General features: G+C 61.9%; 13 protein-coding genes. 7 read left to right on the plus strand and 6 right to left on the minus strand.

Going from position 1 to position 13,440, the window contains the following annotated elements:
* The first annotated feature begins 14 nt into the window (after positions 1–14).
* The 6 genes from CKW13_RS11590 (at position 15) to CKW13_RS11615 (ending at position 7,009) form a co-directional block, all read left to right on the plus strand.
* Positions 15–1,379: an aspartate aminotransferase family protein gene (locus CKW13_RS11590; protein ID WP_095108752.1), complete on the plus strand. Its 1,365-nt coding sequence runs from the start codon at positions 15–17 to the stop codon at positions 1,377–1,379.
* 198 nt (positions 1,380–1,577) lie between these two features.
* Positions 1,578–2,675, plus strand: coding sequence for a polyamine ABC transporter substrate-binding protein (locus CKW13_RS11595; protein ID WP_095108753.1), 1,098 nt, complete (start codon positions 1,578–1,580; stop codon positions 2,673–2,675).
* Positions 2,676–2,895: 220 nt separating this feature from the next.
* The gene (locus tag CKW13_RS11600; RefSeq protein WP_095108754.1) at positions 2,896–3,987 is read left to right on the plus strand and encodes a polyamine ABC transporter substrate-binding protein; all 1,092 of its coding nucleotides are present in this window, start codon (positions 2,896–2,898) and stop codon (positions 3,985–3,987) included.
* Positions 3,988–4,062: 75 nt separating this feature from the next.
* Positions 4,063–5,205, plus strand: coding sequence for an ABC transporter ATP-binding protein (locus CKW13_RS11605; protein ID WP_095108755.1), 1,143 nt, complete (start codon positions 4,063–4,065; stop codon positions 5,203–5,205).
* 35 nt (positions 5,206–5,240) lie between these two features.
* Positions 5,241–6,122, plus strand: coding sequence for an ABC transporter permease subunit (locus CKW13_RS11610; RefSeq protein ID WP_176465101.1), 882 nt, complete (start codon positions 5,241–5,243; stop codon positions 6,120–6,122).
* Entirely contained in the window at positions 6,119–7,009 is an 891-nt protein-coding gene (locus CKW13_RS11615) for an ABC transporter permease subunit (protein WP_095108757.1), read from the plus strand. Before CKW13_RS11610 ends, CKW13_RS11615 begins: the two co-directional genes overlap by 4 nt.
* A 192-nt stretch (positions 7,010–7,201) precedes the next feature.
* Here the strand turns inward: CKW13_RS11615 and CKW13_RS11620 are convergent, their stop codons facing one another.
* The 6 genes from CKW13_RS11620 to CKW13_RS11645 form a co-directional block, all read right to left on the minus strand.
* The gene (locus CKW13_RS11620) at positions 7,202–7,984 is read right to left on the minus strand and encodes a MetQ/NlpA family ABC transporter substrate-binding protein (RefSeq protein WP_095108758.1); all 783 of its coding nucleotides are present in this window, start codon (positions 7,982–7,984) and stop codon (positions 7,202–7,204) included.
* Between the two features lie 243 nt (positions 7,985–8,227).
* Positions 8,228–9,163, minus strand: coding sequence for a sigma 54-interacting transcriptional regulator (locus tag CKW13_RS11625; protein ID WP_095108759.1), 936 nt, complete (start codon positions 9,161–9,163; stop codon positions 8,228–8,230).
* Between the two features lie 56 nt (positions 9,164–9,219).
* Positions 9,220–9,801, minus strand: a complete 582-nt coding sequence (locus tag CKW13_RS11630) for an alpha/beta hydrolase (RefSeq protein ID WP_095108760.1) — start codon at positions 9,799–9,801, stop codon at positions 9,220–9,222.
* Between the two features lie 236 nt (positions 9,802–10,037).
* Entirely contained in the window at positions 10,038–10,439 is a 402-nt protein-coding gene (locus tag CKW13_RS11635) for a biopolymer transporter ExbD (RefSeq protein ID WP_095108761.1), read from the minus strand.
* 1 nt (position 10,440) lies between these two features.
* Positions 10,441–11,166: a MotA/TolQ/ExbB proton channel family protein gene (locus tag CKW13_RS11640; RefSeq protein WP_095108762.1), complete on the minus strand. Its 726-nt coding sequence runs from the start codon at positions 11,164–11,166 to the stop codon at positions 10,441–10,443.
* 108 nt (positions 11,167–11,274) lie between these two features.
* Positions 11,275–12,084 carry an energy transducer TonB gene (locus tag CKW13_RS11645; RefSeq protein ID WP_095108763.1) on the minus strand — a complete coding sequence of 270 codons (810 nt, stop codon included), beginning with the start codon at positions 12,082–12,084 and terminating at the stop codon, positions 11,275–11,277.
* Between the two features lie 418 nt (positions 12,085–12,502).
* On the opposite strand from CKW13_RS11645, the gene CKW13_RS11650 reads away from it, so the two are divergent.
* Entirely contained in the window at positions 12,503–13,423 is a 921-nt protein-coding gene (locus CKW13_RS11650) for a LysR family transcriptional regulator (protein ID WP_095108764.1), read from the plus strand.
* Positions 13,424–13,440 lie beyond the last annotated feature (17 nt).

A 13,440-nucleotide genomic window follows, 5' to 3' on the forward strand; every position in this document is an offset into this window, starting at 1 on the left:
ATTAGGAGATTGGTATGACCAGCAACAACCCGCAAACCCGTGAATGGCAAGCCCTGAGCAACGACCATCACCTGGCGCCGTTCAGCGATTTCAAGCAATTGAAAGAGAAAGGCCCGCGCATCATCACCAACGCCAAGGGCGTTTACCTGTGGGACAGTGAAGGCAACAAGATCCTGGACGGCATGGCCGGCCTGTGGTGCGTGGCCATCGGCTACGGTCGCGATGAACTGGCCGATGCGGCCAGCAAACAGATGCGTGAACTGCCGTACTACAACCTGTTCTTCCAGACCGCTCACCCGCCCGTGCTGGAGTTGGCCAAGGTCATCGCCGATATCGCCCCGCAAGGTATGAAGCACGTGTTCTTCACCGGCTCGGGCTCCGAAGGCAACGACACCATGCTGCGCATGGTCCGCCATTACTGGGCGATCAAGGGCCAGCCGAACAAGAAAACCATCATCAGCCGCATCAACGGCTACCACGGCTCCACCGTCGCCGGCGCCAGCCTGGGCGGCATGACCTACATGCACGAGCAGGGCGACTTGCCGATCCCGGGCATCGTCCACATCCCGCAGCCTTATTGGTTCGGTGAAGGTGGCGACATGAGCGCCGAAGAGTTCGGCGTGTGGGCGGCCAACCAACTGGAAGAGAAAATCCTCGAAGTCGGTGTCGATAAAGTCGGCGCCTTCATCGCCGAGCCGATCCAGGGCGCGGGCGGGGTGATCGTGCCGCCAGAAACCTACTGGCCGCGCATCAAGGAAATCCTCGCCAAGTACGACATCCTGTTCGTTGCCGACGAGGTGATCTGTGGTTTCGGCCGCACCGGTGAGTGGTTCGGTAGCGATTTCTACGGCCTCAAGCCCGACATGATGACCATCGCCAAGGGCCTGACCTCCGGCTACATCCCCATGGGTGGCCTGATCGTGCGCGACGAAGTGGTGGCGGTGCTCAACGAGGGCGGCGACTTCAACCATGGCTTCACCTATTCCGGCCACCCGGTTGCTGCAGCCGTGGCCCTGGAAAACATCCGCATTCTGCGCGACGAGAAAATTATCGAGCGCGTGCACAGCGAAACGGCACCGTACTTGCAAAAGCGTTTGCGTGAACTCAACGATCACCCGTTGGTGGGCGAAGTTCGCGGGGTGGGTTTGCTGGGGGCCATCGAGCTGGTCAAGGACAAGGCCACCCGTGCGCGCTATGAGGGCAAGGGCGTGGGCATGATCTGCCGGCAGTTCTGCTTCGATAACGGCCTGATTATGCGCGCCGTGGGCGACACCATGATTATCGCGCCGCCGCTGGTCATCAGCCTGGCCGAGATCGATGAGTTGGTAGCCAAGGCGCGCCTGTGCCTGGACCTGACCCTGAGTGCGTTACATGGCTAAGTGCTAGTCTCTGGGCCAGGGGCGCTCGTCGCGCCTGGCCCAGAGCAAGTTGAAGGAGGGTCTTTTTCTTGAAAGCCTGCCTTGGATCTTGCCAGACTACCCACCGTTCGAGTCGCCCAGGCGTTGGCCACCGGCTCTTGGTGAACAAGAATGTGGATTAAAAGAACAATTGGAGCATGTCGCATGAAGGCAGTAGGAATGAAACACGCAGGCAAGACCCTCCTCGCATTGTCCCTGGCGGGGCTGATGGCGGGTGCAGCTCAGGCCGATGACAAGGTGCTGCACGTCTACAACTGGTCCGACTACATTGCGCCGGACACCATCAAGAAATTCGAGGCAGAGTCGGGGATCAAGGTCGTCTACGACGTATTCGACAGCAACGAAACCCTGGAAGCCAAGCTGCTGGCCGGTAAGTCCGGCTACGACATCGTGGTGCCGTCCAACAACTTCCTGGCCAAGCAGATCAAGGCGGGCGTTTACCTGGAACTGGACAAATCCAAGCTGCCGAACTGGAAAAACCTCAACCCTGACCTGCTCAAGGCTGTTTCGGTCAGCGACCCCAACAACGCCCACGCCTTCCCGTACATGTGGGGCTCGATCGGCATCGGCTACAACGCCGAGAAGGTCAAAGCCGCACTGGGCGCCGACGCACCGACCAACTCCTGGGACCTGGTGTTCAAGCCTGAAAACGCTGCCAAGCTCAAGTCCTGCGGCATCAGCTTCCTCGATTCGCCGACCGAGATGATCCCGGCCGCCCTGCATTACCTGGGCTACCCGACCGACAGCCAGGACAAGAAGCAACTGGCCGAAGCCGAAGCCTTGTTCCTTAAAGTGCGTCCATCGATCGGCTACTTCCACTCCTCCAAGTACATCGGTGACCTGGCCCAGGGCAACATCTGCGTGGCCATCGGTTACTCGGGCGACATCTACCAGGCCAAGGCCCGCGCCGCGGAGTCCAGCGCCAAGGTCAAAGTTGACTACAACATCCCCAAAGAAGGTGCTGGCAGCTTCTTCGACATGGTCGCCATCCCTAAAGATGCGGAAAACGTCGAAGGCGCCTACAAGTTCATGACCTTCCTGATGAAGCCAGAAATCATGGCCGAAATCACCGACGCCGTGCGCTTCCCCAACGGCAACGCGGCGGCCACCCCCCTGGTGGACAAGGAAATCACCAGCGACCCGGGCGTTTACCCACCGGCCGACGTGATGGCCAAGCTGTATGCCATCGCCGACCTGCCGGCCGCGACCCAGCGCCTGCTGACCCGCAGCTGGACCAAGATCAAGTCGGGCAAGTAACCCCGGCGGCTTTGCTGTAGCCGCTGCCAAAGGCCGCGATGGGCACCCGTTTCGGGCCATCGCGGCCGGTGGCAACGGCGACATAAGCCTTCAACGACATAAAAGTTTTGCTGGATCGGTTTATCGAGGGTAAGTTGCGCGCCGGTTTTGTTGTCAGGCAGCGATCAGCTGTCATGTAACGCGGGGCAACTTGGGCCCAACTATTTAAGAGGACCTCCACTTGCCTATTTCTTTATTTCGCAAAGCCTTGTTTGCGGGTGCGGCCCTGATGGCGGCCGCCAGCGTACAAGCAGCACCCACGGTGCACATTTATAACTGGTCGGACTATATCGGCGAGACCACCCTGGCAGATTTCGAGAAAACCACCGGCATCAAACCGGTGTATGACGTGTTCGATTCCAACGAAACCCTGGAAGGCAAGTTGCTGGCCGGGCGCACCGGCTATGACGTGGTCGTGCCGTCCAACCACTTCCTGGGCAAGCAGATCAAGGCCGGCGCCTTCCAGAAACTGGACAAGGCGCAACTGCCCAACTATTCCAACCTCGACCCGGCGTTGCTCAAGCGCCTGCAAAAGAACGACCCGGGCAACCAGTACGCGGTGCCGTACCTGTGGGGCACCAACGGCATCGGCTACAACGTCGAGAAACTCAAAGCACTGGGCATCGACAAGATCGACTCCTGGGCCATGCTGTTCGAGCCGGAAAACATCAAGAAGCTGTCCAGTTGCGGCGTCGCTTTCCTCGATTCCGCCGATGAAATGCTCCCGGCGGTGTTGAACTACATGGGCCTGGACCCCAACAGCCAGAACCCCCAGGACTATAAGAAAGCCGAAGCCAAGATGATGGCGGTGCGGCCTTACGTGACCTACTTCAACTCGTCCAAGTACATCTCCGACCTGGCCAATGGCGACATTTGCGTAGCGGCCGGCTTCTCCGGCGACGTGTTCCAGGCCCGTGCCCGGGCGGCGGAGAACAAGAAAGACTTTGAAATCGCCTACGTGATTCCCAAGGAAGGCGCCAACCTGTGGTTCGACGTGCTGGCCATCCCGGCGGATTCGAGCAACTCCAAGCAAGCCCACGCCTTCATCAACTACCTGCTGACCCCCAAAGTCATCGCCCAGGTCAGTGACTACGTCGGCTACGCCAACCCCAACCCGGCGGCCGACAAGTTGATGGATCAGTCGATCCGCACGGATGAAACGGTTTACCCACCGCAAGACATTGTCGATCGGCTGTTCGTCAACTCGGAACTGCCACCCAAGATCCAACGCGTGATGACCCGTAGCTGGACCAAGGTCAAGTCGGGCAAGTAAGGGGCGGTAGACGCTCAAACTATCCAAGGTTCGCCCGCATGGGGCGAACTGCAAATTTTGTTGGGAGTTTCGTAAATGGCAGTTGCCTCCGGCGCCTACAAGAAAGCCCTCGAGGGCGGCCAAAACCCTAAACAGGTGTTGGTCAAAATCGACCGGGTCACGAAAAAATTCGACGAGACGATTGCCGTGGACGACGTGTCCCTGGAAATCAAGAAAGGCGAAATCTTCGCCCTGCTCGGCGGTTCCGGCTCGGGAAAATCCACCCTGCTGCGCATGCTGGCCGGGTTCGAGCGGCCCACCGAAGGGCGGATCTTCCTCGATGGCGTCGACATCACCGACATGCCGCCCTACGAGCGGCCGATCAACATGATGTTCCAGTCCTACGCCCTGTTCCCCCACATGACCGTGGCCCAGAACATTGCGTTCGGCCTGCAACAGGACAAGATTCCCAAGGCTGAGGTCGAGGCCCGTGTGGCCGAGATGCTCAAGCTGGTGCAAATGAGCCAGTACGCCAAGCGCAAACCCCATCAGCTTTCCGGTGGCCAACGCCAGCGGGTGGCGCTGGCCCGCTCCCTGGCCAAGCGCCCCAAGCTGCTGTTGCTCGACGAACCGATGGGCGCGCTGGATAAAAAACTGCGCTCGCAGATGCAGCTGGAACTGGTGGAAATCATCGAGCGCGTGGGTGTGACCTGCGTAATGGTGACCCACGACCAGGAAGAGGCCATGACCATGGCCGAGCGCATCGCCATCATGCACCTGGGCTGGATCGCGCAGATCGGCAGCCCCATCGACATCTACGAAACCCCCACCAGCCGCCTGGTGTGCGAGTTCATCGGCAACGTCAACATCTTCGAGGGCGAAGTGGTCGAAGACGCCGAGGGCCACGCGCTGATTACCAGCCCGGAACTGGAGCGCAGCATCTACGTCGGCCACGGCGTGACCACTTCGGTGCAGGACAAATCGGTGACTTACGCGATCCGCCCGGAAAAACTGCTCATCACCACCACCCAGCCCGAGTACGAGTACAACTGGTCGCGCGGCAAGGTGCACGACATCGCCTACCTGGGCGGCCATTCGGTGTTCCACGTCGAATTGCCGTGCGGCAAATTGGTGCAGTCGTTCGTGGCCAACGCCGAGCGCCAGGGCCTGCGGCCGACCTGGGGCGATGAAGTGTTCGTATGGTGGGAAGACGACAGCGGCGTGGTACTGCGCTCATGAAAATCCGCAAACTCAAACGCGCCCTGCATCGAATAATCCCCGGTGGCCGGCAACTGGTCATCGGCATCCCGTTCCTGTGGCTGTTCCTGTTCTTCATGCTGCCGTTCTTCATCGTCCTGAAGATCAGCTTCACCGAAGCTGACGTGGCCATTCCGCCGTACACGGAAATCTACAGCTACGTCGACCAGAAGCTGCAAGTGCTGCTCAACTTCGCCAACTACGCGATGCTCACCGACGACGAGCTGTACATCGCCGCGTACCTGGGCTCGCTGAAAATGGCGTTCTTCAGCACCTTGCTGTGCCTGCTGATCGGTTACCCGATGGCCTACGCCATCGCCAGCGCGCGCAAGGAAATGCAAACCGTGCTGGTGCTGCTCATCATGATGCCGACCTGGACCGCGATCCTGATCCGCGTCTATGCGTGGATGGGCATCCTGAGCAACAACGGTTTGCTCAATGGCTTTTTGATGTCGATGGGCCTTATCAGCGAGCCGTTGCAGATCCTCAACACCAACATCGCGGTGTACATAGGCGTGGTCTATTCGTACCTGCCGTTCATGATCCTGCCGCTGTACGCCAACCTGGTGAAGCACGACAACAGCCTGCTCGAAGCCGCATCCGACCTGGGTTCGAGCACCTTCAACAGCTTCTGGAAAATCACCGTGCCGTTGTCGAAAAACGGCATCATCGCCGGCTGCATGCTGGTGTTCATCCCGGTGGTGGGCGAGTTCGTCATCCCCGAGCTGCTGGGCGGCCCGGAAACCCTGATGATCGGTAAAGTGCTGTGGCAAGAATTCTTCAACAACCGTGACTGGCCGGTAGCGTCTGCCCTGGCCGTGGTGATGCTGGCGATCCTGATTGTGCCGATCATCCTGTTCAACCGCAGTCAGGCCAAAGAAATGGAGGGCAAGGAATGAAGCGCTTCAGTTTTTCAAGCCTGATGCTGGTGGTGGGGTTGATCTTCATCTACCTGCCGATGCTGATCCTGGTGATCTACTCGTTCAACGCCTCGCGCCTGGTCACGGTGTGGGGCGGCTGGTCGATCAAGTGGTACGTGGGCCTGCTGGACAACACCCAGTTGATGGGCTCGGTCATGCGCTCCCTGGAAATCGCCTGCTACACCGCCATCGCGGCGGTGGCGCTGGGCACCCTGGCGGCGTTCGTGCTCACGCGCATCACCCACTTCAAGGGCCGCACGCTGTTCGGTGGCCTGGTCACCGCACCGCTGGTCATGCCCGAGGTCATTACCGGTCTGTCGCTGCTGCTGCTGTTCGTGGCCATGGCGCAAATGATCGGCTGGCCGCAGGAACGCGGCATCGTCACCATTTGGATCGCTCACACGACCTTCTGTGCGGCCTATGTGGCGGTGGTGGTGTCGGCACGCTTGCGTGAGCTGGACCTGTCCATCGAAGAGGCGGCCATGGACCTTGGGGCGCGTCCGTGGAAGGTGTTCTTCCTGATTACCATCCCGATGATCGCGCCTTCGCTGGCGGCGGGCGGCATGATGTCGTTCGCCCTGTCCCTGGATGACTTGGTGCTGGCCAGCTTCGTCTCCGGGCCGGGTTCCACCACGTTGCCGATGGAAGTCTTCTCGGCGGTGCGCCTGGGCGTGAAGCCGGAAATCAACGCCGTGGCCAGCCTGATCCTGCTGGCGGTGTCGCTGGTGACTTTCCTGGTCTGGTACTTCAGCCGCCGCGCCGAAGAACATCGCAAACGCGCGATCCAGCAAGCCATCGAAGAAAGCGCCGCCGACTCCTGGAAACAACCCACCGCCCGCCGCCCGGCGGCCTCGGCCCAAGGGTAAGCAGCAAACCAGAGGCACATCCTGTGGGAGCGGGCCTTGCCCGCGATGGGGCCGGTACAGCCGATAGAGGTTTATCGGTAGCAATACCGCCATCGCGGGCGACCGCGCTCCCACAAGCCTCAAGCCCCAGCCACACAAAAACGCCGACGCTGTACCAGCCGTCGGCGTTTTTGTGTGGGCGAACCCGGTGTATCAGAACGCCGGCAGTACCGCGCCGCCGTATTTCTTCTCGATGAAGGCTTTGACCTCTGGGCTGGTCAGGGCCTTGGCGAGTTTCTGGATGGCGGCGGCGTCCTTGTTGTCCGGACGCGACACCAGGTAGTTCACGTAAGGCGAGTCGGAGCCTTCGATCACCAACGCATCCTTGGCCGGGTTCAGGCCCGCTTCCAGGGCGTAGTTGGTGTTAATCATGGCCAGGTCGACCTGGTCCAGCACGCGCGGCAGCAGGGCCGATTCCAGTTCCTTGAACTTGAAGTTGTGCGGGTTTTTGCCGATGTCCTTGGGCGTGGCCAGGGCGTTTTTCGGGTCCTTGAGTTCGATCAGGCCAGCCTTTTGCAGCAGGATCAGCGCACGGCCGCTGTTGCTGCCTTCGTTCGGCAGGGCGATCGTGGCGCCGTCCTTGAGCTCGGACAGGCTCTTGACCTTCTTGGAGTAGCCGCCGAAAGGTTCGACGTGCACGCCGATCACGGTCACTAGGTTCGTGCCTTTGCCTTCGTTGAAGCTTTTGAGGTAGGGCAGGGTCTGGAAGTAGTTGGCGTCCAGACGCTTCTGATCGACCTGCACGTTAGGCTGCACGTAGTCGGTGAAGACTTTGATTTCCAGGTCCACACCTTCTTTGGCGAGGGTGGGCTTAATCAGTTCGAGAATCTCGGCGTGGGGCACGGGCGTTGCGGCAACCACCAGTTTTTCCCCGGCCTGGGCGATGCCCGCAGCCAGCGCAGCCGCCAATGCGGTAAACAACAGAACCTTTTTCATGCAGTGTCCTTATTTGTCGTTGTCGACAACGGCTAAAAAGTGAGGGGCCAGTGAAGGGCTATCACTGGCGTGGAGCGGACAATACCGAGTTTTCATATTCCCGAACAATAATGTTTTTTCACTTTCATATTCCATTTTGTTCACTTGCCACCCCACCCTTGTAGCAAGCGGGCTTGCCCGCGCTCGGTCACGCAGCGGCCGCAAAAAATCGGTCAGGCCCCCCACCGCCGGCGAGCCTGCTTTCTACAACAACACCGCCAGCGATTGCAGGTGTTGTTTGAGGGCTTGGCGTTGGCTGGCGTCGCCACTGCGGGCGATGTGGGTGATGTGCTGCTCGATCGCGGCCAGCGGCTCGGGGCCCTGCGGCAGGTTGAGGTGCTCGGGCAGGATCTCGTCGCCGCTGCTCACCAACAGGGCGAAATGGATGACGTTTTCCAGTTCGCGGGTGTTGCCCGGCCAACTGTGCTGCTCCAGCAGTCGCTGGGCGGCTTCGCTAATCAATGGCACGGGCAAGGCCAGGCGTTGGCTGTAGATGCCCAGGAAGTACTCGGCCAGGGACTCGATATCGCCCACCCGCTCGCGCAGGGCCGGCAGTTCCAGTTGGCCCTCGTTGAGGTAGTTGAACAGCCGCTCATGGAATTTCCCGGCGGCCACCGCTTGGGCCAGGTCGATGCTGGTGGCGGCCACCAGGCGCACGTCCACTGGGCTTGGCTGATGGGCGCCGACGCGGGTCACCTCGTGGTTTTCCAGGGCGGCGAGCAGCTTGATCTGGATCGGCAGCGGCAAGTCGCCGATTTCATCCAAGTACAGGGTGCCGCCGTTGGCCGAGCCGAACCACCCGGCGCGGCTGCTGGCCGAGCCGGTGTAGCTGCCGGCGGTATAGCCGAACAGTTCGGCATCGGCGTAGGTCGGGCTGATGGCGCCGCAGTTGACCGAGACGAACAAGCCGCCGCGGTCGCTGGCGCGGTGGATGTGCCGGGCCAGCAGCTCCTTGCCGCTGCCGGTTTCGCCGCGGATCAGCACGGGCAGGGCGCGGGGCGCCAGTTGTTCGAGTTCGTGGCGCAATTGCCGCGAGCGTGGGTCGACGAACACCAGCGCTTTGGCGCGGATGCTCAGGGGGCTTTTTTCCGCATCGGGAAAGGTCAGCAGCGGCTGACCGAAGGTTTCATGCAGGCTCATGGCAGACTCCCGCCCACGGCGGCCGGGAGACGCGGGGCGTTAACGAAATAAAGGGTTCAAGCGCGGCGCAGGGCGTGTTGTTCCATGCGGTTTTGCAGGCGATAGAGGTAGGCGAAGCCCTGCTCCCAGCGTTGGTGCCCGGACTTCACATTGATATGCCCGGCGCCGCTAAGAATCCCCGCCTCGGCGCCCCAGTTGCGTGCCAGCGCCAGGGCACGGCTGGCGCTGACGGCGCTGTCGTTGTCGGAACTGACCACTTGGCTGGGGAACGGCAGCAGATCGCCGGGGATCGGCGCAAAGTTGCGCAGCGCCGGCGCGCACGCCGGGCGCTCCACATCGGCGGGCGCCACCAGCAGGGCACCGCGCACCTGGCGCAGCAGGCTCACCGGTGCCTGCGCCGCCCAGTGCGCCACCGTGATGCAACCCAGGCTGTGGGCGATGAGGATCACCGGCGTGCTGTCGGCGGCAATCGCCTCGGCCAGCGCCGCAACCCAATCCTCGCGGCGCGGCGTCAACCAATCGGCCTGCTCGACGCGGGCGCTGTTAGGCAAACTGTTCTGCCAATGGCTCTGCCAATGGTCTTCTGGCGATCCTTGCCAGCCCGGCACGATCAGATAGCGAATCGACTCGTTGCGCATGGGGAACCCTCCGGCTGCGTTGTCTTTGCAGCCGAGTATAGGGACGAGTTTTATATTCGTTAAGGAATAAGAAGCTATTTGTTAATAACCAAAAAATTATTTTTTAATGTGCAGCTGCAAGCGGCAAGTCGGAGCGGGGTAGGGCTTTGGCTTGAAGCGTGAAGCTAAAAACGTGAAGCGAAAAAAGGACCGCACCCTGCCAAGGAGACGGTCCGAAAGTCGTGTGAAGGTAATGCTTAGCGGGCGGTAATCACCGACAGCTTGGTAATCCCCGCGCGTTCGATGGCGGCCATGGCGCGCGCCACTTCACCGTAGTTGACGCCGTCGTCGGCCTGCAATTGCACGCGCACGTCGGGGGTCTTGGCCTTGGCGGCCTGTAGGTTGAATTCCAGCAGGTCGGGTTGGATTTCATCCTTGTTGATAAACACCTTGCCGGCACCGTCGATGCTCACCACCAATGGGTCTTTTTGTTCCACCGGGGCCACGGCCTCGGTCTTGGGCAGGTTGATCGGGATGGCGTTGGTCAACAGCGGCGCGGTGACGATAAACACCACCAGCAGCACCAGCATCACGTCCACCAGGGGCGTGACGTTGATTTCGCTCAGCACCTCATCGCTGTCTTGGGTCGAGAAGGCCATATCAGGACGCCTCCTTCACGTTTTGCCCGGCGGCGGGGGCGCTGGTTTTTTGCCCGGCGGGGTGCAGCAGCACGCGGAACGAACTCTTCTGCGCCAGGCTGTAGAAGTCGTGGGCGAAGTCGTCCAGGTCGGCGGCGGTCAGCTTCAAGCGGCGCAAAAAGTAGTTGTAGACCAGTACCGCTGGCACAGCGACCGCGATCCCCACGCCGGTGGCCACCAGCGCTGCGCCGATGGGCCCGGCCACGGTTTCCAGGCTCGCCGAGCCCGCCGCGCTGATGCCCTTGAGCGCTTCCATGATGCCCCACACAGTGCCGAACAAGCCGATGAAGGGCGAGGTGCTACCGATGCTGGCCACCACCGCGAGGCCGGTTTCCAGGGAGCGGCGTTCACGCACGATTTGCTGGCGCAGGGCCCGTTCGAGGCGGTCTTGGTGGTTGATGGCCTGGCTCAGGTCCGCCGTGTGGGGCGCTTCGCCGACCTGGATCGCCGCATAGCCGGCCTGGGCCACACGGGCGGCGGCACCGGGGTGGCTTTCGCTCAGTGGCGCCGCCGAATCGAGGCTGGAGGCGGCCCAGAAGTGCTTGTGGAACTTGCGGTCCTGGGCCTTGAGGCGGGCGAACTGCACCCCTTTGAGCAGGGCCAGGCCCCAGGTGGCGACGGAAAAAACCACCAGCAGCCAGATCACCGCGCTTTCGATGGATTCAAGGGGAGATGCCAGTAATGTCATGGTGTGGTTCCTCTGTGGCGATGGTGCGAGGCGGTGGGCGGGCGTGCATGGGGGGCGGTCGAGCCCGCTCCCCCATAGCGCTTCACCGCCCCTCATCCGTGGTCGGGATTAATGAATCTTGAAATCGATCGGTACGCTGACCCAGCCGTCCTGGGCCACGTCGCCGCGCTTGGACGGGACAAAGCTCCAGCGCTTGACCGCCGCCAGGGCTGCGTCGTCGAGTGGCTGGCGGCCGCTGCTTTTCTGGATCTGGATTTCGCCGGGCTTGCCGCTGGCCAGTACCTGCACCCGCAGCAGCACGGTGCCTTCCCAGCCCCGGCGCTGGGCCAGTGACGGGTACTGCGGTGCCGGGTTCTTCAGGTACGCGGCGTTGGCTGAGGCCGGGGTGACTGGCGCAGGTGCCGGCGGTGCCGGGGCGGCCACCACGGGGGCTGGCGGTTGCGGTGGGGCCGGGGGTTGCTCCACAGCTTTGGGCGCCGGTTTTGGCACAGGCTTGGGCACCGGTTTGGGTGTTGGCTTGGGCACAGGCTTGGGCGGGGGCGGCTTGACCGCCAACTCGTCCTCCACCGGCGGTGGCGGTTCTACCACCGGAGGCGGTGCGGGCTGCGGCGGCGGTGGTTCGACCACGGGCGGCGCGGGTTGGGAAAACTCGATGGTCATCGGTGGAATTTCCGGCGGCACGATGGGCAGCACCGGCGTCGGCTGCTGGCTCACCCAATACAGCACTGCGCCGTGCAGCAGCAGGGCCAGGGCGCCCAGGGCGATGCCTTCGCGGCGGCGCAGCACGCCCTTGGGCGCACGCTGCAACCGCAACTGCCCCAGCGGCAGGCGATGGGGGCGGCCCAGGTCGACCAACTCACCACCCGGTGCCTGGCGCCACAGCACCTCGTGCTTGCTGGCGGTCTGGACGTTGCCCATTGCTTCACTCCTTGGTTGCAGAAAATCGACGTAGCGCCGTGGGCGGCGTCGTCCTGGAGGGAATGATTGGCGGGAGTTATTTATCTCTTAAAGTAATTTTTTGAGTGTTTTATAGGTGTTTATGGAATATGACATTCAAGTGATTCCCGCCAGGCCCCGCCGTTCAAGGCCTGCGGCCAAAACGTCGCTGGCGGCATGCCTTGCCGGCATAAAAAGTATTCGTCAAAGGCATCGTTTTTTTGCGCTGCTGTCGCCTGTAGCAAGGGGGCTCGCCCGTGCTGGAGCGTAAAGCGCTCCTCACCATCGAGAGTTTTCAATATTCCTTTTAGGTCTAGATTGAAAATTTAATAGCCGTTGACGGAATAACCCACAAATCGCTAAAACCCCCTCCACCACTCCTTCCCACGCCCGGACCCCCATGGACCTGCGCCAACTGCGTTACTTCATCGCCCTCAACGAGCACCGCAGTTTCGTTCGGGCCGCCGAAGCCATGGGCATCACCCAACCGGCGTTCAGCCGCAGCATCCAGGGCTTGGAGCAAGAATTCGGCTGTGTGCTGGTGGATCGCGGCCACAAGGACCTGCGCCCCACGCCCGAAGGCCAAGTGGTGCTGCAACACGCGCTGTCGCTGGTGCAGGGGGCGGCGTTGCTCACCAGCCAGGTCACGCAGATGACCAAACTCGACGCCGGCGAGCTGCGTTTTGGCTGTGGCCCGGGCGCGGCGGTGGCGTTGGTGCCCACGGCGGTGGCGCAGTTCATCAGCGCCCACCCCAACGTGCGTACCCGGTTTGCGGTGGATAACTGGGAAAACCTCAGCCGCAGCCTGGGCCGGGAAGATATCGAGTTTTTCATCGCCGATGGCCGCCATTTCGACGCCGACCCCAACTACCAGACCCGCGCCCTCAGCCCCCGGCGCGGGGTGTTTTTCTGCCGCGCCGGGCACCCGTTGCTGGCCAAGGAAAGCCTCTCCACCAACGACCTGTTCGACTACCCGCTGGCCACTACCCTGATGGCGCCGGGGGTGCGCAAGTTGCTCGCCAACCTCAGCGGGCGCACGGATTTTTCCCCCGCCATCGAAACCGAATGCTTTGCCGCGCTGGTCAAGATCGTCGGCCAGTCCCAGGCCATTGGCGTGGGCAGCGCCGAAGCGTTCAGCGAGGCCGCGGCGGGTGGTGCGCTGGTGCAACTGCACTGGCGCAACCTGGCGCCCAACATCGACAGCCTGCAATCGCGTTGCGCCATCGTCAGCCGCGCGGGCTATCGCCTGTCCCCGGCGGCGCGGGCCATGATCGACACGCTGCTGGCCGTGGATGGCGGGCAGGAGAGGGCGCGGGCCTGAGCCCTGCTAGACTCAGG

Source organism: Pseudomonas sp. Irchel 3E20 (genome assembly GCF_900187645.1).
Classification (GTDB): Bacteria; Pseudomonadota; Gammaproteobacteria; order Pseudomonadales; family Pseudomonadaceae; genus Aquipseudomonas.